General features: G+C 70.7%; 23 protein-coding genes. 13 read left to right on the top strand and 10 right to left on the bottom strand.

Annotated features, from left to right (window positions below):
- Nucleotides 1-128 precede the first annotated feature (128 nt).
- The 4 genes from FBZ33_RS24155 to FBZ33_RS24140 all read left to right on the top strand — a co-directional run bounded on the left by FBZ33_RS24155 (nucleotide 129) and on the right by FBZ33_RS24140 (nucleotide 3,761).
- Nucleotides 129-413 (top strand): GlsB/YeaQ/YmgE family stress response membrane protein, encoded by a 285-nt coding sequence (locus FBZ33_RS24155; protein ID WP_091410004.1) that lies wholly within the window; start codon nucleotides 129-131, stop codon nucleotides 411-413.
- Nucleotides 414-664: 251 nt separating this feature from the next.
- Nucleotides 665-1,951 carry a sugar ABC transporter substrate-binding protein gene (locus FBZ33_RS24150; protein ID WP_141910784.1) on the top strand — a complete coding sequence of 429 codons (1,287 nt, stop codon included), beginning with the start codon at nucleotides 665-667 and terminating at the stop codon, nucleotides 1,949-1,951.
- Nucleotides 1,948-2,934: a carbohydrate ABC transporter permease gene (locus FBZ33_RS24145; protein ID WP_099856570.1), complete on the top strand. Its 987-nt coding sequence runs from the start codon at nucleotides 1,948-1,950 to the stop codon at nucleotides 2,932-2,934. The genes FBZ33_RS24150 and FBZ33_RS24145 overlap by 4 nt, the downstream gene beginning before the upstream one ends.
- Nucleotides 2,931-3,761 carry a carbohydrate ABC transporter permease gene (locus FBZ33_RS24140; RefSeq protein WP_088949707.1) on the top strand — a complete coding sequence of 277 codons (831 nt, stop codon included), beginning with the start codon at nucleotides 2,931-2,933 and terminating at the stop codon, nucleotides 3,759-3,761. The genes FBZ33_RS24145 and FBZ33_RS24140 overlap by 4 nt, the downstream gene beginning before the upstream one ends.
- Nucleotides 3,762-3,785: 24 nt before the next feature.
- Here the strand turns inward: FBZ33_RS24140 and FBZ33_RS24135 are convergent, their stop codons facing one another.
- Genes FBZ33_RS24135 through FBZ33_RS24125 form a run of 3 tightly spaced genes read right to left on the bottom strand, consistent with a single transcriptional unit; the run spans nucleotide 3,786 to nucleotide 6,169 of the window.
- Nucleotides 3,786-4,568 carry a MerR family transcriptional regulator gene (locus tag FBZ33_RS24135; RefSeq protein ID WP_141910783.1) on the bottom strand — a complete coding sequence of 261 codons (783 nt, stop codon included), beginning with the start codon at nucleotides 4,566-4,568 and terminating at the stop codon, nucleotides 3,786-3,788.
- Nucleotides 4,569-4,613: 45 nt separating this feature from the next.
- Nucleotides 4,614-5,375 carry an ABC transporter permease gene (locus tag FBZ33_RS24130; RefSeq protein WP_141910782.1) on the bottom strand — a complete coding sequence of 254 codons (762 nt, stop codon included), beginning with the start codon at nucleotides 5,373-5,375 and terminating at the stop codon, nucleotides 4,614-4,616.
- A complete protein-coding gene (locus FBZ33_RS24125; protein WP_255509035.1) occupies nucleotides 5,372-6,169 on the bottom strand; it encodes an ABC transporter ATP-binding protein in 798 nt (265 codons plus the stop codon). The genes FBZ33_RS24130 and FBZ33_RS24125 overlap by 4 nt, the downstream gene beginning before the upstream one ends.
- Before the next feature lie 72 nt (nucleotides 6,170-6,241).
- Between FBZ33_RS24125 and FBZ33_RS24120 the strand changes: the two genes are divergently transcribed.
- Both FBZ33_RS24120 and FBZ33_RS24115 read left to right on the top strand, forming a co-directional pair.
- Entirely contained in the window at nucleotides 6,242-6,883 is a 642-nt protein-coding gene (locus FBZ33_RS24120) for an MOSC domain-containing protein (RefSeq protein ID WP_141910781.1), read from the top strand.
- A gap of 127 nt (nucleotides 6,884-7,010) precedes the next feature.
- Complete coding sequence (locus FBZ33_RS24115; RefSeq protein WP_185755399.1) at nucleotides 7,011-8,204, top strand: low temperature requirement protein A; 1,194 nt, start codon at nucleotides 7,011-7,013, stop codon at nucleotides 8,202-8,204.
- 32 nt (nucleotides 8,205-8,236) lie between these two features.
- Here the strand turns inward: FBZ33_RS24115 and FBZ33_RS24110 are convergent, their stop codons facing one another.
- The 4 genes from FBZ33_RS24110 to FBZ33_RS24095 all read right to left on the bottom strand — a co-directional run bounded on the left by FBZ33_RS24110 (nucleotide 8,237) and on the right by FBZ33_RS24095 (nucleotide 12,646).
- A complete protein-coding gene (locus FBZ33_RS24110) occupies nucleotides 8,237-9,424 on the bottom strand; it encodes a low temperature requirement protein A (protein WP_185755398.1) in 1,188 nt (395 codons plus the stop codon).
- Between the two features lie 195 nt (nucleotides 9,425-9,619).
- Complete coding sequence (locus tag FBZ33_RS24105; protein ID WP_088949700.1) at nucleotides 9,620-10,522, bottom strand: phytanoyl-CoA dioxygenase family protein; 903 nt, start codon at nucleotides 10,520-10,522, stop codon at nucleotides 9,620-9,622.
- Nucleotides 10,523-10,743: 221 nt separating this feature from the next.
- Nucleotides 10,744-11,604, bottom strand: a complete 861-nt coding sequence (locus FBZ33_RS24100; protein WP_141910778.1) for a hypothetical protein — start codon at nucleotides 11,602-11,604, stop codon at nucleotides 10,744-10,746.
- Between the two features lie 232 nt (nucleotides 11,605-11,836).
- Nucleotides 11,837-12,646 (bottom strand): enoyl-CoA hydratase-related protein, encoded by an 810-nt coding sequence (locus tag FBZ33_RS24095; RefSeq protein WP_141910777.1) that lies wholly within the window; start codon nucleotides 12,644-12,646, stop codon nucleotides 11,837-11,839.
- Nucleotides 12,647-12,665: 19 nt separating this feature from the next.
- Between FBZ33_RS24095 and hemW the strand changes: the two genes are divergently transcribed.
- The gene (hemW, locus tag FBZ33_RS24090; protein ID WP_185755519.1) at nucleotides 12,666-13,889 is read left to right on the top strand and encodes a radical SAM family heme chaperone HemW; all 1,224 of its coding nucleotides are present in this window, start codon (nucleotides 12,666-12,668) and stop codon (nucleotides 13,887-13,889) included.
- Between the two features lie 54 nt (nucleotides 13,890-13,943).
- Here the strand turns inward: hemW and FBZ33_RS24085 are convergent, their stop codons facing one another.
- A complete protein-coding gene (locus tag FBZ33_RS24085; RefSeq protein WP_088949696.1) occupies nucleotides 13,944-14,540 on the bottom strand; it encodes a DUF4870 domain-containing protein in 597 nt (198 codons plus the stop codon).
- Between the two features lie 225 nt (nucleotides 14,541-14,765).
- Here FBZ33_RS24085 and hrcA point away from each other — a divergent pair, with 225 nt between their 5' ends.
- The 3 genes from hrcA (at nucleotide 14,766) to FBZ33_RS24070 (ending at nucleotide 17,745) form a co-directional block, all read left to right on the top strand.
- Nucleotides 14,766-15,788 carry a heat-inducible transcriptional repressor HrcA gene (hrcA, locus tag FBZ33_RS24080; RefSeq protein WP_088949695.1) on the top strand — a complete coding sequence of 341 codons (1,023 nt, stop codon included), beginning with the start codon at nucleotides 14,766-14,768 and terminating at the stop codon, nucleotides 15,786-15,788.
- A gap of 75 nt (nucleotides 15,789-15,863) precedes the next feature.
- A complete protein-coding gene (gene dnaJ / locus FBZ33_RS24075; protein WP_172862226.1) occupies nucleotides 15,864-17,009 on the top strand; it encodes a molecular chaperone DnaJ in 1,146 nt (381 codons plus the stop codon).
- 1 nt (nucleotide 17,010) lies between these two features.
- Nucleotides 17,011-17,745: a 16S rRNA (uracil(1498)-N(3))-methyltransferase gene (locus tag FBZ33_RS24070; protein ID WP_141910775.1), complete on the top strand. Its 735-nt coding sequence runs from the start codon at nucleotides 17,011-17,013 to the stop codon at nucleotides 17,743-17,745.
- 36 nt (nucleotides 17,746-17,781) lie between these two features.
- Here the strand turns inward: FBZ33_RS24070 and ppk2 are convergent, their stop codons facing one another.
- Both ppk2 and FBZ33_RS24060 read right to left on the bottom strand, forming a co-directional pair.
- Nucleotides 17,782-18,693: a polyphosphate kinase 2 gene (gene ppk2, locus FBZ33_RS24065; protein WP_099856550.1), complete on the bottom strand. Its 912-nt coding sequence runs from the start codon at nucleotides 18,691-18,693 to the stop codon at nucleotides 17,782-17,784.
- Nucleotides 18,694-18,765: 72 nt separating this feature from the next.
- Complete coding sequence (locus FBZ33_RS24060) at nucleotides 18,766-19,527, bottom strand: SDR family NAD(P)-dependent oxidoreductase (protein WP_141910774.1); 762 nt, start codon at nucleotides 19,525-19,527, stop codon at nucleotides 18,766-18,768.
- A gap of 97 nt (nucleotides 19,528-19,624) precedes the next feature.
- On the opposite strand from FBZ33_RS24060, the gene FBZ33_RS24055 reads away from it, so the two are divergent.
- From FBZ33_RS24055 to FBZ33_RS24045, 3 genes are all read left to right on the top strand, one after another.
- Nucleotides 19,625-19,984: a histidine triad nucleotide-binding protein gene (locus FBZ33_RS24055; RefSeq protein WP_088949690.1), complete on the top strand. Its 360-nt coding sequence runs from the start codon at nucleotides 19,625-19,627 to the stop codon at nucleotides 19,982-19,984.
- A complete protein-coding gene (locus tag FBZ33_RS24050) occupies nucleotides 19,981-21,378 on the top strand; it encodes a serine hydrolase (protein ID WP_141910773.1) in 1,398 nt (465 codons plus the stop codon). Before FBZ33_RS24055 ends, FBZ33_RS24050 begins: the two co-directional genes overlap by 4 nt.
- 132 nt (nucleotides 21,379-21,510) lie before the next feature.
- A complete protein-coding gene (locus FBZ33_RS24045) occupies nucleotides 21,511-22,569 on the top strand; it encodes a PhoH family protein (protein ID WP_141910772.1) in 1,059 nt (352 codons plus the stop codon).
- The last annotated feature ends 1 nt before the right edge of the window (nucleotide 22,570 follow it).

The following is a 22,570-nucleotide window of genomic DNA, read 5'->3' as shown; positions in this document are numbered from 1 at the left end:
TTCGTGTCTGCCAAATCGTGATCGTTTGGTGGATGGAGTCGGTTTGGATTTTCGTTGGGTCGGGCAATTAGTGGTCACGACAGGAAGCACACGCTTGTGTGTCAGACATTCTTTGAAGGAGGGTGGCCGTGGAGCTCACCGTGTGGGGCATCATCACTGCGATCGTTGTTGGTCTCATCGTCGGCGCGCTTGGCCGCCTGGTTGTTCCGGGTCGGCAGAACATGCCGATCTGGCTGCACCTGTTGATCGGTGTGGGTGCGGCTCTGCTGGGCACCGTGCTGGCGCGGGCCATCGGCATCGCGACCGAGACGAGCGGTATCGACTGGGCCGAGCTGCTGGTGCAGGTCGTGGTGGCCGCGATCGCGGTCGCGCTGGTGGCCGGCGTCGGTCGCCGCCGCAGCGTCACCCGATAACGACCCGGCATCACCTGGTCGAACAGCACCACCGGCAAGACGGCAACACTGGAAAGAGCGCCCGGCCTTTGGCCGGGCGCTCTTTCGTGCTGGTACACCCGACTTCGATCCGATGCGGCAGTGCCGTTCGTCGGGCCTCTGCGGTACGGTCGCGACGCTTCGGCCAGTCCCGCCCACTGTCGTAAAGGAATTCTCCGTACTAGGGTGCGGCGGAGAAGGTTAGTTCCAGGCGGCGCGAGGGGAGCAGTGGCGTGAACAGGTGGAAGCGGTTGGCCCCGGTCACCGCCATGGTGGCCTCGGCCGCGATGGTGCTGACCGGCTGTGGGGGTTCCGACGACAAGGCGGCCGACGACAGCAAGCTCACGGTCTGGATGATGGGCGAGGGCGGCGACGCGCAGAACACCTTCCTCGACGGGGTCGAGGCCGAGTTCCGCCAGAAGCACCCTGACACCGACGTGGTGGTGCAGTACATTCCCTGGCTCGAGGCGCCCAAGAAGTTCCAGGCCGCGCTCGCCGGTGGCGAGGGACCGGACATCACCGAGCTGGGCAACACCGAGACCCAGGGCTGGGCGGCCCAGGAGGCGCTCGCCGACGTGAGTGGTCGGATGGGCGGCTGGGCCGACGGCAAGGACCTGCTGCCCGACCTGGTGCGCAACGCGCAGCTCGACGGCAAGCAGTACGGCGTGCCCTGGTACGCGGGTGTGCGCGCCATCTACTACCGCACCGACTGGTTCGCCGAGGCCGGTGTGCAGCCCCCGAAGACCTGGGACGACCTGGTCACCGTGGCGAAGACCGTGCAGGCGAAGAAGAAGGGCACGTACGGCATCGCCCTGCCGGGCAACTCGGAGCTGCCGTTCTACTCCTTCCTCTGGGGCGCCGGCGGCGAGATCGCCAGCAACCAGGGCGGCACCTGGAAGTCCGGCTACACCACGCCGGAGGCGCAGCGGGCGGTCAAGTTCTGGACCGACCTGGTGACAGTGCACAAGGTGGCCCCGCCGGCCGCGGCGGGCTGGAACGAGGTCGACGCCCGCACCCAGTTCGCTACCGGCAAGGCCGCGATGGCCTTCGCCGGCAGCTGGCAGCAGGGCGCCATGAAGAAGGACAACCCCGAGATCGAGAAGGTCTGGGGTACGTTCCCGATCCCCGGCCCGGACGGCAAGGCGGCACCCGCTTTCGCCGGCGGTTCGGACGTGGCGATCTGGAAGGACAGCGAGCGCCAGGATCTGGCCTGGGACTACCTGACCGTGCTGCTCAACAAGAAGAACTCACAGAGCTTCGCGAGCAGCCTCGGCTTCTTCCCGGTCTACCAGGACCTGGTGGCCGGTGACGCGTACGCCAACGACAAGGTGATGGCGGCGTTCGCCACCACCATGCAGAACACCAAGCTCACGCCGCTCACCCCGAAGTGGGTGGAGGTCAGCCGGACCAAGACGGTGACCCAGGCGATGAACAGCTCGGTCATGAAGGGTCAGAAGACGGTCGAGAAGGCTACCGCCGACGCGGCCGGTGAGATGGAAAGCATTCTCAACGCCAAGTGACCACGCTGACAAAGAACCCGGAGACGGCCGCCGCGCGGGAGACCCCCGCGCGGCGGCGTCGCCGGGTTGACCGCCTGCCCTACCTGTTGCTCCTGCCCGCACTGGTGATCATCGGGGTGCTGCTGCTCTGGCCGCTCGGCCAGGTGGTGGTGATGTCCTTCTACCGGCTGAACACCGTCCGGCAGTTGCGCGGCGACCGGGAGTGGCCGTGGGTGGGGCTGGGCAACTACGCCGACATCCTCTCCGATCCGTTCTTCCTGACGGTGCTGCGCAACACGGTGCTGTTCGCCGCGGCCAACGTGCTGCTCACCATGGTCCTCGGCACCCTGGTCGGGCTCCTGCTCAACCGGCTCGGCCGCAAGATGGCGACCTTCGTGGCCAGTTGCGTGATGCTCGCCTGGGCCACCCCGGCGCTGACCGGCACCATCGTCTGGAAGTGGATTTTCGACGACACGAGCGGCCTCGTCACGTGGCTGTTCAACGCCCTGCCCGACGGGCTGTCCAACAGCCTCTTCGGCCGTAGCGACTGGACCGGCTACGGCTGGTTCAACTCGCCGCTGCTCTTCTTCGCCATCCTCACCCTGGTGGTGGTCTGGCACTCGTTCCCGTTCATCGCGGTGAGCGTGCTCGCTGGTCTCAAGAGCGTGCCGAGCGAGCTGCACGAGGCCGCCCGGGTGGACGGCGCCAGCCCGTGGCGGGTCTTCTGGAAGATCACGTTTCCGCTGCTGCGGCCGGTCTTCGGGATCCTGATCGTGCTCTCCACCATCTGGGACTTCAAGGTCTTCACCCAGCAGTTCGTGCTGGCCGGCGGCACCCAGGACCGGCCGACGTTCATGCTCGCCATCTACTCGTACGCCGAAGCCTTCTCCCCACCGCCGAAGTACGGACTCGGCGCGGCCATCGCGGTGATCCTCACGCTGATCCTGCTGATGGTCACCGGCTTCTACGTACGGATGGTGCTCAGGCAGGAGGACGAGTCGTGAAGAAGGTCGCCCTCAACGGCGCCGGGCTGCTGGTCGCGCTCTTCGCGGCGTTCCCGGTCTACTGGATGATCTCCACCTCGCTGAAACCGAGCAGGGAGATCTTCTCGTCCACTCCGCAGCCGGTGCCGACCCACCCGACGCTGGAGCACTACCGGGAGATCCTGACCGGCAACCTGATCCCCGGGGTGAGCTTCCTCGACTTCTTCCTCAACAGCGCGCTGGTCGCCGTCTCCACAGTGGTGCTCAGTGGGCTGGTGGCCCTGCTGGCCGCGACGGCGGTGGCGCGGTTCCGCTTCAAGCTGCGGACCAGCTTCCTGATCATGCTGCTGGTGGTGCAGATGATCCCGCTGGAAGCGCTGGTCATCCCGCTGTTCCTGATGATCCAGCGACTGGGGCTCTACAACACCCTGCCCAGCCTGATCCTCACGTACCTGGGCTTCTCGCTGCCGTTCGCGGTCTGGATGCTTCGTGGTTTCGTCGCCGCGGTGCCCAAGGAACTGGAGGAGGCGGCGGCCATCGACGGGGCGAGCCGGGCCCAGATCTTCCGGCGGGTCCTCTTCCCGCTGGTCGCGCCCGGCCTGGTGGCCACCAGCATCTTCTCCTTCATCACGGCGTGGAACGAGCTGATCTTCGCGTTGACGTTCATCAACGACCAGGGGAGCTACACCCTGCCGGTGGCGATGACCTTCTTCTTCGGCCGCGACGACACCAACTGGGGGCCGGTGATGGCGGCGTCGACCCTGTTCACCCTGCCGGTCATCATCTTCTTCCTGCTGGTGCAGCGTCGGATGGTCTCCGGCCTGGTGGCTGGCGCCGTCAAGGGCTGAGCGGTCGGAAGCGCCGCCCGGCGGTCAGTCGGGCGGCGGCTTCGGCAGCCGCTCCATCCGGTTCCAACCGGACCAGCCGCGCTCGTGCATCAGCTCCCGCAGCCGCCGCACCCGCGGGTCGGACTCGACGGCAAGCGCGTCGATCAGGTCGTGTGGAAGATCGTCATTGGCCTCCTCGACGTTCAGGACCTCGCTGGCGGCGTACGCCTGCTCTGCCAGGCAGGCCATGATGTCGGCGGCCTCCGCCAGCCGCGGGTCATCCTCCTCGTCACCGTCGAAGATCTCCGAGAGCACCCGGTAGAGCCGGACGACCTGCGGATCATCGAGGTGGGCGATCTTGCCGGGCATCCACTCGACGATGCGGTCGGGCCAGCGCGCCGCGACCAGGATCCACCCGTCCCGTTCGGCCTCCACCATCCGCTGGGACGCCCCGATGCCCCGGAGTCGGTCGAGATAGGCGGCGACCTCCGGTGGGAGCGCCAGGCTGTCCCCGGCGGTGAGTTGCGCGATGTGTCTGCGGCTGGTCTCCAGCCGGAGGATCTCGTCGCGCAGGTGGTTGTCGATGGTCCGGATCGCTTCGGCGAAGGCTGAGGCGTCGGCTTCGAGCATCCGACTGATCTGCGACAGTGGCACGCCGGCGTCGGCGAGGGTGCGGATCTTGATGAGCGACACGACTGCCGTTGCGCCGTACCGCCGGTAGCCCGAAGCGTCCCGCTCCGGCTCGGGCAGGAGCCCGATCTGGTGATAGTGCCGCACCGCCCGCACCGTGACGCCGGCGTACGCCGCGAGTTGGCTGATCGTCAGCATGCCCTGATCCTGCCCGCAGTCCGTCCAGCTCTGGTGGACACCGGTTCAGGAGATCGTGCGACGGTAGGTGACATTGGCGAACAGGTAGGCGAGGACGAGGATGCCGGTGCACCAGGCGAGGGCGATCCAGATGTCGGCGCCGACCGGCTGTTGGGTGAACAGGTTCCGGATCGCGTTGACGATGGAGGTCACCGGCTGGTGCTGGGCGAAGGCGCGTACCGGGCCGGGCATGGACCCGGTGGGCACGAAGGCCGAGCTGACGAACGGCAGGAAGATGAGCGGGTAGGAGAACGCGCTCGCGCCGTCCAGCGTCTTCGCGGTGAGGCCGGGGATTACGGCGATCCAGGTCAGGGCCAGGGTGAACAGGACGAGGATGCCGGCGACCGCGAGCCACCCCGACACGCCCGCCCCCGTACGGAAGCCCATGATCAGGGCGACGCCGATGACGACGACGATCGAGATCAGGTTGGCGACCAGCGAGGTCAGGACGTGCGCCCACAGCACGGCGGAGCGGGCGATCGGCATGGACTGGAACCGTTCGAAGATGCCGCCTTTCAGGTCGAGGAAGAGCCGGAAGGCGGTGTAGGAGATGCCGGACGCGATCGTGATGATCAGGATGCCGGGCAGCAGGTAGTTGACGTAGGAGTCGGACCCGGTCTCGATCGCGCCGCCGAAGACGTAGACGAACAGCAGCATGAAGGCGATCGGCATGATCGCGGTGGTGATGATGGTGTCCGGGCTGCGGGCGATGTGGCGCAGCGAGCGACCCAGGAGAACGGCGGTGTCGCCGACGAAATGCTTGTTCATCGTTGTTCCTTGCTCGTGCGGGCGCCGACGACGGTGAGGAAGACGTCCTCAAGGCTCGGCTGCTTCTCGACGTACTCGACTTTTGCGGGTGGGAGGAGCTGCTTGAGCTCGTCGAGGGTGCCGTTCACGATGATCCGTCCCTCGTGCAGGATCGCGAGCCGGTCGGCGAGGTGCTCCGCCTCGTCGAGGTACTGAGTGGTGAGCAGTACGGTCGTACCACCCTTGGCGAGTTCCTTGACGGCCTGCCACACCTCGATGCGCGCCTCCGGGTCCAGCCCGGTTGTCGGCTCGTCGAGGAAGATCACCGGTGGGTTCCCGATGAGGCTCATCGCGATGTCCAGCCGGCGCCGCATGCCACCGGAGTACGTCGCCACCCTCCGGTTGCCCGCCTCGGTCAGCGAGAAGCGCCTCAGCAGGTCATCCGCGACCGTGCGCGGCGCTGGACGGTGCCTGAGCCGGGCGACCAGGACGAGGTTCTCCCGCCCGGTGAGGACCTCGTCGACCGCCGCGAACTGCCCGGTGAGACTGATCGACTCGCGCACCTCGGCAGCCTGCGCCGCGACGTCGAAGCCGTTGACTCGGGCGGTCCCCGCGCCGGCCTTGAGCAGCGTGGACAGGATCTTCACCACAGTGGTCTTGCCCGCCCCGTTGGAGCCGAGCAGGGCGAAGATGGAGCCGCGCGCCACGTCGATGTCCACACCGCGCAGCACCTTCAGTTGCTTGAACGACTTCTCCAGGCCCCGCACGTGTATCACGGGTGGCTCGACCTGATCGGTTGTTGGCGGGATGCTCATGGCAGCCAGCATGGAGGGTTGACGCAGCGTCAAGGTCAAGCCCGCACCGCGAATTCACCTAGGCTGACGGTCATGACGGGCAGGGTGGCAGCGGTGAACCTCGGCATCGTGACCGAGGCGCAGTGGGCCGGCGACGCGAGCGGTCGCAGCGGCATCGACAAGCGGCCGGTGGACGGCCCGGTGCTGGTCCGCGTGGACGGGATGGTCGGTGACTTCATCGGCGAGCGAGCCCACCACGGCGGTCCTGACCAGGCGGTCTACGCCTACGCGGAGGAGGACGCCGCCTGGTGGGCGGCCGAGCTGGGCCGCGCCGTACGACCGGGTGGCTTCGGTGAGAACCTGTCCACCTACGCGGTCGACGTGACCGGCGCGGTGATCGGCGAGCAGTGGCAGGTCGGTTCCGCCCTGCTCCAGGTCACCAAGCCGCGTACGCCCTGCACCACCTTCGCCGGGTTCTGGGGCGTACCGGATCTGATCAAACGCTTCACCGCCCGGGCGCTGCCCGGCGCGTATCTGCGCGTGCTGCGGGAGGGCGAGGTCGGCCCGGGTGACCCGGTCGAGGTGGTGGAGCGGCCCGCGCACGGCGTGACCATCGGCGAGGTGTTCCGGGCGACCAGCCTTGAGCCGGAGCTGCTGCCCCGGCTGCTGGAGGCGGAGGGCCTGCCGGAACCGATCCGGGAGAAGGCACGCCGCCGCCTCGCCTCCCGCGGCTGACCGCGAGCCGCGACGACACGCGGCCCTCCCGTCCAGGTCGGGATAGACGGTCAACAGGAACCGACGGCGGACGGTTGCCCGTATTGTCCCCATCGAGGGCATGCGGCGGGGGACCGGGTGGAGCGCGATGTCGATGGCGACGGACGGCGGTGCTGCTGCGGCGTCACCACCTGATCCGGGTCTGGAGCGTCCGGCGTTCCTGGAACTCTTCTTCGACCTCGTCTATGTCTTTGCGCTGGTCACCCTGGCGACCGTCCTGGCCGAGAACCTCAGCTGGACCGGCCTCGCCAGGACGTTGGTGCTGCTGCTCGGGTTCGCGATGATCTGGGCGCTGACCGTCTGGGCGGCGGACAGCGTCGACCTGACCCGCCCGGCGGGGCAGGGGCAGTTCATCTGGGTGGCGGCGGCCAGCCTGCTGTTGGCCGCGCTCGCGCCCGACGCGTACGGCGATCACGCGCTGCCCTTCGCGATCACGTACGTGGTCATCCACCTCAGCGCCTCGGCCTACTACGTCCTGGTCGTCTCGATCAGGAAACCGCCGCGTCGCAGCATCCGGATCCAGGTCTGGGAGGCCATCGCCGGCGTCGGCTGGATCGGCGGGGCGCTCGTCGGCGGTTGGGGGCAGTTGGCGATCTGGGCGCTCGCGGTCGTCGTCGAGTACGGCGCAGCCGTGTTCGGCTGGCCGGTGCCGCGGATCGGCCGCTCACGACCGCGCGACTGGCGGCTGGTCGGCGCGCGGGTGGCTGAGCGGTACCGGCAGTTCGTCATCGTCGCGCTCGGTGTCTCGATCTTCGTGACCGGAACGACCTTCAGCATGAGCGAGTACACGCTGGTGCGAGGGTGGGCACTGCTCGTGGTGTTCACCACCGTCGTGTTGATGTGGCGGATCTACACCTACCGCGCCGGTGAGCTGCTGACCGACGCGATCACCCGGTCGACCAACCCGGCGCTGCTCACCCAGTCCGCGGCGGCCACCCATCTGGTCATGGTGGCCGGAATCGTCGGCGCGGCGGTCACCAGTCAACTCGTGGTGGGCCGCCCGTTGGGCGAGACCCCGCCCTCGTGGGCCGCGGTGATCCTCGGCGGCCCCGCGCTGTACCTGGTCGGCCGGGGCATCCTCGACTTCACCGTGTTCGGGCGGATCTCGCGGTCGCGGCTGGCCGGGCTGGTGCTGCTGGCGTGCGTGGCGCCAACCGTGCCCCTGCTGCCGCCGGTCCTGGTCGCGCTGCTCGCCATGGCGGTGCTGCTCCTGATCGCCGTGGCGAACCTGGTGAGCACCCGACTACACGCACGTACGCCGGCACCGCCGATGCTGCGGTGACTCGGCGCAGGCGGCCAAGGCCGGGCGACCGCTCAGCGTGACGGCGCGGCGGCCAGGGCCGGGCGGTCACGCGCGGCCAGCCCTTCCCCGACCAGGGTGAGCAGCAGGACCAGGTTCGCCAGCACCAGGGCGGCCAGGGGCGGGAGCAGAAACGTGGCGGGCGCCATCAGGGCGCCCAGCACCACGATCGCCAGCACCCGGGACCAGAGGATCCGGCCGGTCACCACGGCATCGAACAGGACGCTGCCGAGCAGGAACAGGGCCGGTCCGCCGAGGATGGCGGCCATCAGTTCGACCGGGGCGCGAGCGGACGGCTGTTCAATGACCGTCAGGGTGCTGGCCGAGACCACCACCACCCCGGCCACCATCACCAGATGGCTGTACGAGGTGGAGGTGCCGGGGCGCACCCGTTCCACCGTCACGACGCTCGGTGGGGCCAGGATCCGCTGGACCCGCTGGAAGTAGAGCTGGAACAGGAGCACCGCGCTGACGAACGTGACCGCGCCGGTGGCCACCCGGCCGGCCGTGAACCCGCTGCCGGCCAGTCCCATGCCGGTGCTCAGGATCAGCTCGCCGAGCGCGACGATGAAGATCGCCCGGTGCCGTTCGGAGAGATGCACCCCGGTGAAGATCTGGCTGGCGAGTTCGGTGCGCCCCAGCCTCGGCGTTGGCCAGCCGAACCGGGCCGAACCGAGGTCGACCGCCACCGCGAGCGACCAGAGCACCAGCCGAGCCGTCTCGTCCACGAACACTCCGGCCACCCACGGCGCCACTGTGACGCCGAACCAGAAGAAGACCCGGATGCTCCTGGCCTGGATCGGGCGGTTCACCCGGGTGCCGGGGATCAGGACGGCGTCACGGACCAGGTGGATGCCGAAGTACGCCGCGACGAAGAGCCACCCGTACCGGCCGAAGGCGTACGGGGTGGCGATCGCCATCAGCAGGGTGCCGAGCATGACCAGCAGGACGGTCGCCTGGATGATCGGCAGTCGGGGGTTGAACAGGTCGGTGAGCCACGCGGTCAGCACCCAGACCCACCAGGCGGCCAGCAGGAGTACGGCGGTCTGCAGCGCACCCCGGATGGTGAGGTCGGCGGCCAGGCTGGCGGCGAGCCGGGAGAACATGAAGATGTAGACCAGGTCGAAGAAGAGCTCCAGGAAGGTCGGGTATTCCGGCTCGCCCCGGCGGCGGAGGATCCGGGGAAGCGGAGCGGACGTCACTGCGACTGCCTCCTGTGCCACCCCGCGCCCTGGGGTGGGGGCACCGCGCCCCGACCTGCGCATCCGTCACGCTACCGACAGTGCGGCCTGCGGTGGTCGGGAACGGGGCCGGCCCGAGCGGTCGTGTCCGCAGACACGAAAACGGCCCTCTGCCACCGCTGGGCGATGGCAGGGGGCCGTTCTTCGAGCGGTGGGTCAGCGGAGCCAGGGGATGTTGCGGTCGAGCAGACCGCGCTCCTTGAGCTCCTTGCGCAGCGGGATCTCGTCGTCGACGTACCCGTCCCAGTTGATGCCCCAGTAGTTGGCGGTGTGGGTGCCCTCGCCGATCAGCTGGCGCTGCACGGGGGTGCGGTTGCGGTACCACTCGCCGTTCACGTCGGGGTGCAGCTCGTCCAGCGGACGGATCCACCGGTAGGTGTAGCCGACGAAGAGCATCTTGCGGGTGACGGTCGACAGGTTCGTCGACCGCGAGTGCCACTGCCGGCGGTCGAAGATGAAGGCGTCGCCCGGGTTGGCGGTGATCTCCACCGTGCCCTCCGGGTCGGGGTTCTGCACGGTGAGGTCCGCCGGCCGGGGCAGCGAGTTCTTCAGGTGGCTGCCCGGGATGACCTTGGTGGCGCCGCGGCCGGTCTCGGAGAGGTCCGACAGCACGTACGCGACCTTCAGCGAGAACATCGGCCGGGGCAGGTTCGGGTCCATCGTCTCCGGGTCGGAGTTCTGCCGGTACCCGTCCTGGTGCCAACCCCAGTACGGCTTCTCCGGCTCGGCGGCCGGCGGGGTGACGTCCAGGTGGTTGTGGTGCGTGTAGATGTTCCAGCCGGCCAGCCCCCACATGTACGGGAAGGCGATCGGGTGGGTCAGCAGTTCGCCGAAGAGCTCGTCGCGCTCCAGGAAGCCCAGCAGGTGCAGGGTGCCGTCCTTCTTGGTGGTGCCCTTCGCCTGCTCCTCCGCGTAGACGCGGTCGACCGCCGCCTCCAGCGCCGCCCGGTGGTCCTCCGTCAGGACGTTGCGCAGCAGGAGGAAGCCCTGCTCGTGGAACTCCTTGCGGTCAGTGTCGCTGATCGGTTCGTAACCGGTCCGGTCGCCGTAATCGAACACCGCGTCGTACCCCTCCCCATGAGGTGAAACCTTTTCTGGCACAGGCCGCCGATCGTAACGCGACGGATCTGGCCCCGGGGAGGGCGTGTGGGGCTGGTGGGCCACAGGGGGACCCCGTGCAGCGAGAGGACTGCGGAGCGTAATTTGACCGTGATCAATAGAGGTGTTTGCGGAGACTTGTCCGATTGTGCGGTGACTGCCGGTTAAGAGATCCGGGTCGGTCAACCCTCGTTGAACACCTCGGCCACCACCTGACCGGCGGGGCTCTGCTCGCCGTCCGCGCGGCCCCAGGTGCCGGCCCGGGCGGTCCACTCCAGGTCGCCGAAACGGACGCGCTTCACGCCGTGGTCTTGGGCGTGGGAAACCAGCCAGTGCGCGTACCGCCAGCCGTCGCGCTGGTCGCCCGGTGTCACCGCCAACCCGGTGGGGTCGGTCGGGTCGGTGCCCTTCAGCCCCCAGTCCAGCACCAGGTTGCGGGTCAGCTGTGTGGCCGCCGCCGCGCCGTGCATCGTCGGGGTACGCCCGACGGTGCAGGCGACCGCGCCGGTCGCGTCGCCCATCAGCGCTCGGCTGAGCACCTCGGAGTCGTCGGCCCACTTCTGGTAGGCCTCCGGGAAGGCCGAGCGCTGCACCCGCTGGGCGGCGTCGGTGACGCGCATCTTCTCCCAGCCGCGCACCTTCTTGAGCGCCGCGTAGAACCGGTTGGCCGCGTAGCGCGGGTCCCGGATCTGGGCCGGGGTGCCCCAGCCCTGGCTCGGCCGCTGCTGGAACAGGCCGACCGAGTCCCGGTCGCCGTCGGCGAGGTTGCGCAGCCCGGACTCCTGGTACGCGGTGGCCAGCGCGACCACCACGGCCCGCTCGGACATCCCGCGCTGTGCCCCGATGGCTGCGATGGTCGCCGCGTTGGCCATCTGGTCGGCGTCGAGCGCGACCCGACCGTCGGCCTGCACGGTGCACTTCCGGGCCGCCAGTGGCAACTGGAGGCGGTCACCGACCTGCCGTACGACGAGCCAGATCGCGATCACGGCGACGAGGATGAGCACCACTCCACCCGCCACGGTTGCCCGAGTTCGCACCCACACCCCCAGATCGACAGTCTGACAAGCGTACGTCCCCCACGGGCCTCTCCGGGTCGTCCGCGCGGTTCCAGGCCGGCTCTGCCGACCCGTTCCGATCGCGGCATTCCCGCTCCGGCCGCGCTCTCACCTGCCCGTATGCCCTGTGGTCCACCCTGCTCCGGCGAGAATCGAGCATCCGGTGCCACTGCCTGCCGACGGCCGGTCCTAGCCGGCATGATCACCGGCGCCCCCGGCCCTACCCGGCATGATCACCGGAACCACCGTCCAGAGCGGCCGCCCATCGAGCCAATCGCTTCTCCCGGAAGGCCATGATCCCCTCACGCCCTTCGTCGGAGAGGAAGTAGCCGGTCGAGAGGGCGGACAGCCGGGCCAGGTCACCGCGCAGCTCGGCGGTGCCCGGCCGGCGCAGCAGCTCCTTCGCCCCGGCCAGCGCGCCCGGCGCTCCGCGCACCAGCGAGTCGCAGTAGCGCCGAACCGCGTCGTCCAGCCCGTCCGCCGGGACCGAGGCCGTGACCAGGCCGATCTCGGCGGCCCGTCGGCCGTCGAAGGTGTCCCCGGTCAGGTAGAGCTCGGCGGCGGCGCGCGGGTGCAGCCGGGGCAGCACGGTCGCCGAGATCACCGCCGGGATCACCCCGATCCGCACCTCGGTGAACGCGAACGTCGCCTCGTCGGCGCAGACCGCCAGGTCGGCGGCGGCGATCAGGCCCAGCCCGCCGGCCCGCGCCGGCCCGCCCACCCGGGCCAGCACCGGCTTCGGGCAGTCCCAGATCGCCGCGAGCACGTCACCCAGCATCGCGGCGGGCACCGTGCCGCTGGCGTACGCCGCGGCCGTCTCCTTCAGGTCGGCGCCCGAGCAGAAGACCGGGCCGGTGTGGTCGAGCACTATCGCTCGAACCGTCTCGTCGGCGACCGCGTCGCCCAACCCCGCCAGCAGCTGGGTCATGAGGCCGGTGGAGAGCGCGTTGCGGTTGTGCGGGCTGTCCAGGGTGAGGGTGGTCACCCCGCGGGCCGTGGCGACCCGCACGAGGACGTCGGGAGAGGTCATGCCGGGCACACTAGTGGCCATGCCCGGCGTCCTTCCAGATGGTGAGACCGTCCCCGTCGACGGATCGCTGCCCGCCACCGCCACCACGGCGGTCGGCGCGCGCGGCTTCGGCGTGTACGTCCACGTGCCGTTCTGCGCCAGCCGCTGCGGCTACTGCGACTTCAACACCTACACCGCGTCCGAGTTGGGCGGCGGTGCGAGCCGCGAGGGGTACGCCGACACCGTCCTGGCCGAGCTGGCGCTCGCCGCCCGGGTGCTGGGCGACAGCCCGCCGCCCCGGGTCGACACCGTCTTCGTGGGCGGTGGAACTCCCACCCTGCTCCCCGCCGACGACCTGGCCCGCATCCTCGACGGCATCGACCGCACCTGGGGGCTGGCCGCCGACGCCGAGGTGACCACCGAGGCCAACCCGGAATCGGTCACCCCGGAATCGTTGAAGCTGCTGCGGGCCGCCGGCTACAACCGGATCTCGCTGGGCATGCAGTCGGCCTCCCCGGGAGTGCTGGCGATCCTGGACCGCAAACACAGCGCCGGCCGGGCCACCGCCGCCGCCCTGGAGGCACGGGACGCCGGGTTCGAGCACGTCAACCTGGACCTGATCTACGGCACCCCGGGGGAGCGCACCGAGGACTTCGCCGCCTCGCTGGAGCAGGTCGTCGCCGCTGGGGTGGACCACGTCAGCGCGTACGCCCTGATCGTCGAGGACGGCACCCGGCTCGCCGCCCGGATGCGGCGCGGCGAGCTGGCGTACCCCAGTGACGACGTGGCCGCGGACCGCTACCTGGCCGCGGAGGCCGCGCTCGACGCCGCCGGGCTCTCCTGGTACGAGGTCTCCAACTGGGCGCGCACCGACGACGCCCGCTGCCGGCACAACCTGCTCTACTGGACGGGCGCCGACTGGTGGGGGCTGGGGCCGGGGGCGCACAGCCACGTCGGCGGGGTGCGCTGGTGGAACGTCAAACACCCCACTGCGTACGCCCAGCGGTTGGCGGCGGGCGCGTCACCCGGCCTGGCCCGGGAGGTGCTCACCGGCGACGAGGCGCACATGGAGGACGTGATGCTCCGACTGCGCCTCGCCAGCGGTCTCCCGTTGGCGGTGCTCGACGCCACCGGCCGGGCGGGCGCCGAGCGGGCCCTGGCCGACGGCCTGCTGGCCGCCGACGAGTACGCGGCCGGCCGGGCGGTGCTCACCCTGCGCGGGCGGCTGCTCGCCGACGCGGTCGTGCGTGACCTGCTGCCCTGAGTGGGCGGGCCGTTCCGGTGGTGCGGGCCGGCCGGGGGAGCGGCCGACCCGGCATCACTTGATGAAGTTCGCGGAGAGCGGGTAGCGGTAGAGCTGCCCCTCGTTGGCCTTGATTCCGGCGATGATGCCGAACACGAGACCGAGGATGACGGCTGCGCCGACCCCGATGAAGCCGATCAGGATGCAGGTCAACACCCAGCCGACCAGGCCGACGATCGACCAGATGAGCTGGAAGTTGAGCGCCGCCACGGCGTGCGCCCGCACCGTCGGGGACTGGCTGCCACGTGCCAGCATCGCCACCAGCGGGGCGATCCAGCCGAGCACACCACCGCTGACGATCATGCCGACGGCGCCGCCGAAGTGGGCGATCAGCGCCCAGGTCTTGTCCTCGTTGTTGGCGAAGCCGCCAGGGCCGCCGTAGGCGCCGCCGGTCGGGTAGCCGCCACCGGGCGGGGGATAGCCGCCAGGCGGGGGATAGCCACCCGCCGGAGGGTAGCCGCCTGACGGCGGTTGGTCACCGGTGGGCGGCGGATAGCCACCGGGCGGGGGATAGCCGCCCGGGCCGGGTGCCCCGGACAGTGGTGCGGTGGGCGGCTCCGGCGGGTAGTTACCGGGGTCACCCGCGCCGGGAGGGCGAGGAGGTTCAGTCATGGATGCCACCGTAGGGGCACGTGGCAACGCGGCACCAGCGCGACACCGCCCGGCCGTGAGGGTCGATCGGCCCGGCGGGGTGGCGCGGGCCGCACCGACGGGCAGCCGTTGATCATCGCGCTGGCGGGCACGCCGACGTAGACTGGCACTCGTTACAGTCGAGTGCCAGGACGGCCCGGCCGGCCGAGGACGCCGGCGGCCGACGTGCGACAGGAGGTGCGGAGGATGGGTCTCGACGACCGGAAACTCGCCGTGCTCCGCGCCATCGTCGAAGACTACGTCTCCACCCAGGAGCCGGTCGGCAGCAAGGCGCTGGTCGAGCGGCACCAGCTCGGGGTCTCCCCGGCCACGGTCCGCAACGACATGGCCGTGCTGGAGGAGGAGGGCTACATCCGGCAGCCGCACACCAGTGCCGGCCGGGTGCCCACCGACCGCGGCTACCGACTCTTCGTCGACAGGTTGTCCCGGGTCAAGCCGCTCAGCCCAGCCGAACGCCGGGCCATCGAGCGCTTCCTGGTCGGCGCGGTCGACCTCGACGACGTGGTGCACCGCACCGTGCGCCTGCTCGCCCAGCTCACCCGGCAGGTCGCCGTCGTGCAGTACCCGAGCCTGGCCCGCTCCTCGGTGCGTCACCTGGAGCTGGTGCCGATCTCCACCACCCGACTGATGGTCGTCATGATCGCGGACACCGGGCGGGTGGAGCAGCGTCTGGTGGAGCTGCCCGGTCCGGTGCCCGCCGACGACGTCACCGACCTGCGCCGACTGGTCAACGAGAAGCTCGCCGGCGCCCGGCTGTCCGACACGCCGCCGCTGGTGCAGGCGCTGGTCGAGGAGTCGTCGCCCAAGCTGCGTCCGGCGATGACCACGCTCGCCACTGTGCTGCTGGAGACCCTGGTCGAGCGGCACGAGGAACGCATCGCCCTGGCCGGCACCGCCAACCTCACCCGGGGTGGCCTGCTCGACTTCCAGGGTTCCCTTCGACCGATCCTCGAGGCGCTGGAGGAGGAGGTCGTCCTGCTCAAGCTCATCGGCGAGACCGAGCCCAGCACGACCCGGGTGCTGATCGGCGACGAGAACGAGTTCGACAACCTGCGGGCCGCCTCCGTGGTCAGCACCGGCTACGGCCCGGGCGCCACGATCGTCGGCGGCCTGGGGGTGCTGGGGCCCACGCGGATGGACTACCCCGGCAACATCGCCACGGTTCGCGCCGTGGCACGCTACGTGGGCGAGTTGCTGGCCCAGAACTGATTGGTCAGGGCCGATGCGGCCGGCTGCGGCCGCCGACCGGCACAACGCGAGACGAACATGAGGACACGGAACGCAGTGGCCAGGGACTACTACGGCATTCTCGGTGTGAGCCGGGAAGCCTCCGATGACGAGATCAAGCGCGCCTACCGCAAGCTGGCGCGCCAGTTCCACCCGGACGTCAATCCGGACCCGGAGGCTCAGGAGAAGTTCAAGGACATCAACGCCGCGTACGAGGTCCTCTCGGACGACCGGAAGCGGCAGATCGTCGACCTGGGTGGCGACCCGCTCGCCCCGGGCGGCGGCGGTGCCGGAGGCCCCGGAGGTCCCGGAGGTGCCGGCCCGTTCGTCGGCTTCCAGGACATCATGGACGCGTTCTTCGGCGGTGCCGCGGGCGGCGCCCGTGGTCCGCGTCCGCGTACCCGGCCGGGCGCCGACGCGATCCTGCGCCTCGAACTGGACCTGCACGAGACGGCGTTCGGCGTCGAGGCCCCGATCACCGTCGACACCGCAGTGCTGTGCACCACCTGCTCCGGCGCCGGCACGGCGGCCGGCACCCACCTGGCGACCTGCGAGGCGTGTGCCGGGCGGGGCGAGGTGCAGTCGGTGCAGCGCACCTTCCTCGGCCAGGTGGTCTCCGCCCGGCCGTGCACCGTGTGCCAGGGCTACGGCACGACCATCCCGCACCCCTGCCCCACCTGCGCCGGCGACGGCCGGGTGCGCACCCGCCGCTCGCTGACCGTCAAGATCCCGGCCGGCGTCGAGGACGGCATGCGGATCCGGCTCGCCCAGCAGGGTGAGGTCGGCCCGGGTGGCGGCACCGCCGGCGACCTCTACGTGGAGATCCACGAGCGGCCGCACGACGTCTACTCCCGCAAGGGCGACGACCTGCACTGCCGCGTCACCGTGCCGATGACCGCGGCGGCACTGGGCACCCGGCTCACCATCAAGACCCTGGACAGCGAGGAGACGGTCGACGTCAAGGCCGGCACCCAGCCGGCCAGCACGCTGCGGCTGCGCGCCCGGGGCGTACCCCACCTGCGCGGCACCGGCCGAGGCGACCTCTACGTGCACCTGGACGTGCGGACGCCGACCAAGCTCGACCCCGACCAGGAAAAGATGCTGCGCGACTTCGCCAAGACCCGCGGTGAGGAGGTCGCCGAGTTGTCCAAGCAGGGCGGCTTCTTCTCCCGGATGCGCGACGCGTTCAACGGGCACGCCTGAGGTGTCCGCGCCGCTGTTCCTGGTCGAGGCGCTGCCCACCGGCGACGCGCTGACCCTGGACGGCCCCGAGGGGCACCACGCCGCCACAGTGCAGCGGCTGCGCGTCGGCGAGGAGCTGCTGCTCGCCGACGGCCGGGGTGGCACGGCCGCCGCCGTGGTCACCGCCGTCGGCCGGGGCACCCTGGAGGTCACCATCACCTCCCGGGGGTACGCGGACGCGCCCGTACCCCGGATCGTCACCGTGCAGGGCATCGCGAAGGGCGACCGGGGCGAGTTGGCCGTGCAGGCGATGACCGAGGTCGGCGTCGACGAGATCGTGCCCTGGGCGGCGTCGCGCTCGGTGGCCCAGTGGCGCGGTGACCGGGGCGTACGGGCCCGGGAGAAGTGGGTGGCGACCGCCCGGGAGGCGGCCAAGCAGGCCCGCCGGCCGTGGCTGCCTGTGGTGGCCGGTGCGCCGGACGAGTCGACAGCCACTGTGGCCCGCCGGATCGCCGGTGCCGCCGCCGGGTTCGTGCTGCATGAGGAGGCCGACGAGCGGCTCACCACCGCCCACCTGCCGGCCACCGGTGAGATCGTCCTGGTGGTCGGCCCCGAGGGTGGCATCGCCCCGGCCGAGCTGACCGCATTCCGTGAGGCCGGCGGCCGGCCGGTGCGGCTCGGGCCGGCGGTGCTGCGTACCTCGACCGCCGGAGTGGCGGCGCTCAGCGTGCTCGCCACCCGCCTCGGCCGCTGGTAGTCCGACCACGCCCGTCCGGCCTGCTCGCGGCGTCGGTCAGGGGCGGGGAAACACCGGCACGACCTCTTCCTCCGGCGTCAGGTCCAGCCCGGCCGGCCCGATGATCTGTGGGTCGGGCGTGCCGACCACCTCGGGGTCCTTGCCCGCGTAGTCGAAGCGGTGCAGCACGTGCCGGATCGCCTCCAGCCGGGCCCGCTTCTTGTCGTTGCTCTTCACCACCGTCCACGGCGCGTCGGCGGTGTCGGTCCAGAAGAACATCGCCTCCTTGGCCTCCGTGTACTCGTCCCACCGGTCCAGCGACGCGATGTCCATCGGGGAGAGCTTCCACTGCCGGACCGGGTCGACCTGGCGGATCGCGAACCGGGTGCGCTGCTCGTTCTGCGAGACGGAGAACCAGAACTTGACCAGCCGGATGCCCGAGCGCACCAGCATCCGCTCCAGCTCCGGGGCCTGACGCAGGAACTCCAGGTATTCCTTGCGGGAGCAGAAGCCCATCACCCGCTCGACGCCGGCCCTGTTGTACCAGGAACGGTCGAACAGCACGATCTCACCGGCCGCCGGCAGGTGCGCCATCCACCGCTGGAAGTACCACTGGCCGGCCTCCCGCTCGTCCGGCTTGGCGAGCGCCACCACCGACGCCCCACGCGGGTTGAGGTGTTCCATGAAACGTTTGATGGTGCCGCCCTTGCCGGCCGCGTCCCGACCCTCGAAGACGATCACCAGACGCTCGCCGGACTCCTTGATCCAGTCCTGGAGCTTGAGCAGCTCGATCTGGAGCAGCCGCTTGTCGCGGTCGTACTCGTCGCGGTCCATCCGTTCGTCGTACGGGTAGTCCTCCCGCCAGGTCTCGACGGGCGTCCCGTCGGGTCGGAGCAGGACGGGGTCGTCGTCGTGGCCATCGGCCACCTGGTAGTCGGCGGTGAGGTCCAGCAGCGCGGAGTCGGCCATGTCGCAGAGACTTACCCGCCCTCGTGCCGCGAACCACCCCCTGGCCGGGTGATGTGGGCGGCTGTTCCGCCGTCAGCTGCGCAGGTAGGAGGCGCCGTTGAGGTCGACGATCGTGCCGGAGGCCCACGCGGCCTGTGGCGAGGCCAGCCAGTGCACCGCGGCCGCGATCTCCTCCGGCTCGGCCACCCGGTCGAACGGGCTCTGCGCCCGGATCGCCGCACCGTGCTCGCCGCGCAGGTGCTCGGTGGTCATGTCGGTCGCCACGAAACCCGGCGCGACGGTGGCGACAGTGATGCCGTACGGCGCGAGCGCCACGGCGAGCGACTGACCCAGCGCGTTCAGACCCGCCTTGCTGGCGCCGTACGCGGGCTGGTCCGGCTCGCCCCGGAACGCGCCACGGGACGAGACGTTGACGATCCGCCCACCGCGTTCGCGCATGTGCTGGGCGGCACACCAGGTGACGTTGCCGGCACCGGTGAGGTTGGTTTCCACCACCCGCCGCCAGCGCTGCTGCCACTGCTCGTAGGAGGTGCCGAAGATCGGGTGCGGCTCGTCCCGGTCGCCGTACGTCCCGGCGTTGTTGACCAGCACGTCCAACCCACCGAGCAGCTCGGCGGCCCGGTCGACCATGACCCGGACGGCGTCCGGGTCGGTGAGGTCCGCGCGGACCACCACGTGCCCGGTGCCGGGCAACTGCGCGCGCAGCTGTTCGGCCGCGTCGGCCGAGTCCCGGTGGTGGATCGCCACCCGGTCGCCACCGACCGCGAACGCCGTCGCCACCGCACGGCCGATGCCGCGCGAGGCCCCCGTCACGAGTACCGCCCGATCCGTCATGCCGGCCATCCTGCCTCAGCCGGTCTCTCCTGCGAACAGGCCGGCGGCGCATGCTGCGCCGGGGCGCCCCCGGCCCGTTAGTCCTTACACTGCCCCGATGGGATCCGACTGCCTGTTCTGCCGCATCGTCGCCGGGGAGATCCCGGCCACCGTGGTCCGGGAGACCGACACCACGCTCGCCTTCCGCGACATCGACCCGAAGGCGCCGGTGCACGTCCTGGTCATTCCGAAGGAGCACTACGCCGACGTCGCCACGCTCGCCCAGGGTGACCCTGCGCTGGCCGCCGACGTGCTGGCGACGTCCGCCGCGGTGGCGGAGGACGAGGGCCTGCTCGGCGACGGCTTCCGGTTGATGTTCAACACCGGCGCGTACGGCGGTCAGGAGGTGTTCCACGTGCACGCACATCTGCTCGGTGGCGCGCCGCTCGGCCCGATGCTCGCCCGGGACCTGACGTGAGCGCAGGACCGGCGCCGGACAGCCGGGTGGATGAGCGCCTGGGTCGGTTGGTCCGGCGGGTGCAGGCCGACGCCCGGGTGCCGGCGGTGTCTGCAGCGCTGCACCGGGCCGACCGCCCGCTCTGGAGCTGCACAGTCGGCGAGACCGGCACCGACAGCCCGCTGGGGCCGGGCACCCAGTTCCGGATCGGCTCGGTCACCAAGACCTTCACCGCGGCCCTCACCCTCCAGTGCCGCGACGACGGGCTGCTGGACCTGGACGACCCGGTGGGCCGGCACCTGGACCTTCCCGCACATGGCGAGCTGACCGTACGCCGGTTGCTGTCACACACCGCCGGTCTGCAACGCGAGCCGTTCGGCGACGTCTGGGACAGCCTGCGCGCACCGGACGCCGACCAGTTGGTGGCAGAGCTGGACCGGGCCGAGCGGGTGCTGCCGACGGCCCGCCGGTTCCACTACTCCAACCTGGGGCTGGCCGTGCTCGGTCAACTGGTCGCCCGGCTGCGCGGCGAGAGCTGGGCGCAGGCGCTCACCGAGCGGATCCTCACGCCGCTGGGGCTGACCGACACCACGGTGACCCCTCGGCCGACGGCGGCCACCGGCTTCCTGGTCGACGCGTACTCCGACGAGGCACACCCGGAGCCGCCGACCGACTTCGGCGCGGTCGGCCCGGCCGCCCAGCTCTGGAGCACCGCGACCGACATGGCGCGCTGGGCCGCGTTCCTGGCCGACCCGGCGGCACTGGACCCGGCCGGCGCGGTGCTCGCCCCCGCCACCCTGGACGAGATGCGCTGGCCGCTGACCACCACCGACGAGACGCTCTGGGGCGCGGGCTTCGGGCTCGGCCTGATCCTCGTCCCGCAGGGGGAGCGGGTGATGCACGTGGGGCACGACGGGGCCATGCCCGGTTTCCTCGCCGGGGTGTACGGCCGGCGGGGCGGCGACGGCACGGCCGGCGCGATGGGTGCCGCGGTGCTCGGCTCGTCCGGCACGGCGGCCGAACTGTTCGACCTGCCGCACCGGTTGCTCGCCGCGGCGGTCGAGCACGACCCGGCCGAGATCGAGGTATGGCGACCGGGGGCACCCGCCCCGGCGGCCCTGCGGGGCGTGCTCGGTCGCTGGTGGGGGGAGGGTTTCGAGTACGTGTTCTCCTGGCGCGACGGTGCCCTGCGGGCGAGCGGGGCCGGTGACGCCGCCGGACGCCCGCCGGCGATCTTCACGCCCCTGCCGGACCAGCCGGACGTGTTCCGCACCGCCTCCGGTCGGGAGGCCGGTGAGCTGCTGCGGCTGACCCGGGACGAGGCCGGGGCGGTGGTCCGGATGCACTGGGCGACGTACCGGTTCACCCGCCACCAGGAGACCTTCGAGGGGTACGACTTCCGGGCCGGCAGTTGATCGCGGCCAGCGGAAATGGGCGCGATGCGGCCCGCGTTGAACGGATACGATGGGTGTAACGTCCGCACGCCAGGCCAGCAGGCCGGCGCCGAGATCGAGAGCAGGTGGCGCAGGGCCCTACGGGCCCGACCTATGACCGGCACCCCACCTCCCGGCCCGCCCCGGGTGCAGACCAGGATCACCGTGCCCGACTCGAAGATCATGGTCAATCTGCTCGGCGCAGGCGACGAGATCCTCCGACTCGTCGAACGCTCGGTCGCCAGTGACGTGCACGTTCGCGGCAATGAGATCACCATCACCGGTGAGCCCGCGGACAACGCCCTCGCCGAGCGCGTCTTCAGTGAGCTGCTCGAACTCATCGAGAAAGGCGAGACCCTGACCACTGACGCCGTCCGGCGTACCGTCGGCATGCTCGAGCAGGGCACCGCCGAGCGGCCCGCCGAGGTTCTGACGCTCAACATCCTCTCCCGTCGCGGGCGCACCATCCGCCCCAAGACGCTCGGACAGAAGCGCTACGTCGACGCGATCGACTCGAACACCATCGTCTTCGGCATCGGCCCGGCCGGCACCGGCAAGACCTACCTGGCGATGGCGAAAGCCGTCCAGGCGTTGCAGGCCAAGCAGGTCAACCGGATCATCCTGACCCGGCCGGCGGTGGAGGCGGGTGAGCGACTGGGCTTCCTGCCCGGCACGCTCAACGAGAAGATCGACCCGTACCTGCGTCCGCTCTACGACGCGCTGCACGAGATGCTCGACCCGGAGACGATCCCCAAGCTGATGGCCGCGGGCACGATCGAGGTCGCGCCTCTGGCATACATGCGGGGCCGGACGCTGAGTGACGCGTTCATCATCCTGGACGAGGCGCAGAACACGACGCCCGAGCAGATGAAGATGTTCCTCACCCGACTCGGCTTCAACTCCAAGATCGTCGTGACCGGTGACGTCACCCAGGTGGACCTTCCCGGCGGGACGAGCAGCGGCCTGCGGGTCGTCCGGGAGATCCTGGGAAACGTCGACGACGTGCACTTCGCCCAGTTGTCCAGCACCGACGTGGTCCGCCACCGTCTGGTCGGGGAGATCGTCGACGCGTACGCCCGCTGGGACGCCGAGCGGGAGAACCAGCAGGCGCAGGGCGTCCACGCCGTGCCCGGGCGACCCGCCCAGGGCGGCCGGTCCGGCCGTCGCCGCTAAA

The sequence above is a fragment of the Micromonospora sp. A202 genome, assembly GCF_006715105.1.
Lineage (GTDB): Bacteria > Actinomycetota > Actinomycetes > Mycobacteriales > Micromonosporaceae > Micromonospora > Micromonospora zamorensis.
Note: the sequence above shows the minus strand (reverse complement) of the source record. Positions and strands in the feature narration are given on the sequence as shown.

Excerpts from the sequence above, each read along its gene's own strand:
- FBZ33_RS24135 (WP_141910783.1), bottom strand. The coding sequence starts at position 4,568 with ATGCTGACGATCAGCCAACTCGCGGCGTACGCCGGCGTCACGGTGCGG.
- FBZ33_RS24130 (WP_141910782.1), bottom strand. The coding sequence starts at position 5,375 with ATGAACAAGCATTTCGTCGGCGACACCGCCGTTCTCCTGGGTCGCTCG.
- FBZ33_RS24125 (WP_255509035.1), bottom strand. The coding sequence starts at position 6,169 with ATGAGCATCCCGCCAACAACCGATCAGGTCGAGCCACCCGTGATACAC.
- FBZ33_RS24120 (WP_141910781.1), top strand. The coding sequence starts at position 6,242 with ATGACGGGCAGGGTGGCAGCGGTGAACCTCGGCATCGTGACCGAGGCG.
- FBZ33_RS24115 (WP_185755399.1), top strand. The coding sequence starts at position 7,011 with ATGTCGATGGCGACGGACGGCGGTGCTGCTGCGGCGTCACCACCTGAT.
- FBZ33_RS24095 (WP_141910777.1), bottom strand. The coding sequence starts at position 12,646 with ATGACCTCTCCCGACGTCCTCGTGCGGGTCGCCACGGCCCGCGGGGTG.
- hemW (WP_185755519.1), top strand. The coding sequence starts at position 12,666 with ATGCCCGGCGTCCTTCCAGATGGTGAGACCGTCCCCGTCGACGGATCG.
- FBZ33_RS24085 (WP_088949696.1), bottom strand. The coding sequence starts at position 14,540 with ATGACTGAACCTCCTCGCCCTCCCGGCGCGGGTGACCCCGGTAACTAC.
- hrcA (WP_088949695.1), top strand. The coding sequence starts at position 14,766 with ATGGGTCTCGACGACCGGAAACTCGCCGTGCTCCGCGCCATCGTCGAA.
- ppk2 (WP_099856550.1), bottom strand. The coding sequence starts at position 18,693 with ATGGCCGACTCCGCGCTGCTGGACCTCACCGCCGACTACCAGGTGGCC.
- FBZ33_RS24060 (WP_141910774.1), bottom strand. The coding sequence starts at position 19,527 with ATGACGGATCGGGCGGTACTCGTGACGGGGGCCTCGCGCGGCATCGGC.
- FBZ33_RS24055 (WP_088949690.1), top strand. The coding sequence starts at position 19,625 with ATGGGATCCGACTGCCTGTTCTGCCGCATCGTCGCCGGGGAGATCCCG.
- FBZ33_RS24045 (WP_141910772.1), top strand. The coding sequence starts at position 21,511 with ATGACCGGCACCCCACCTCCCGGCCCGCCCCGGGTGCAGACCAGGATC.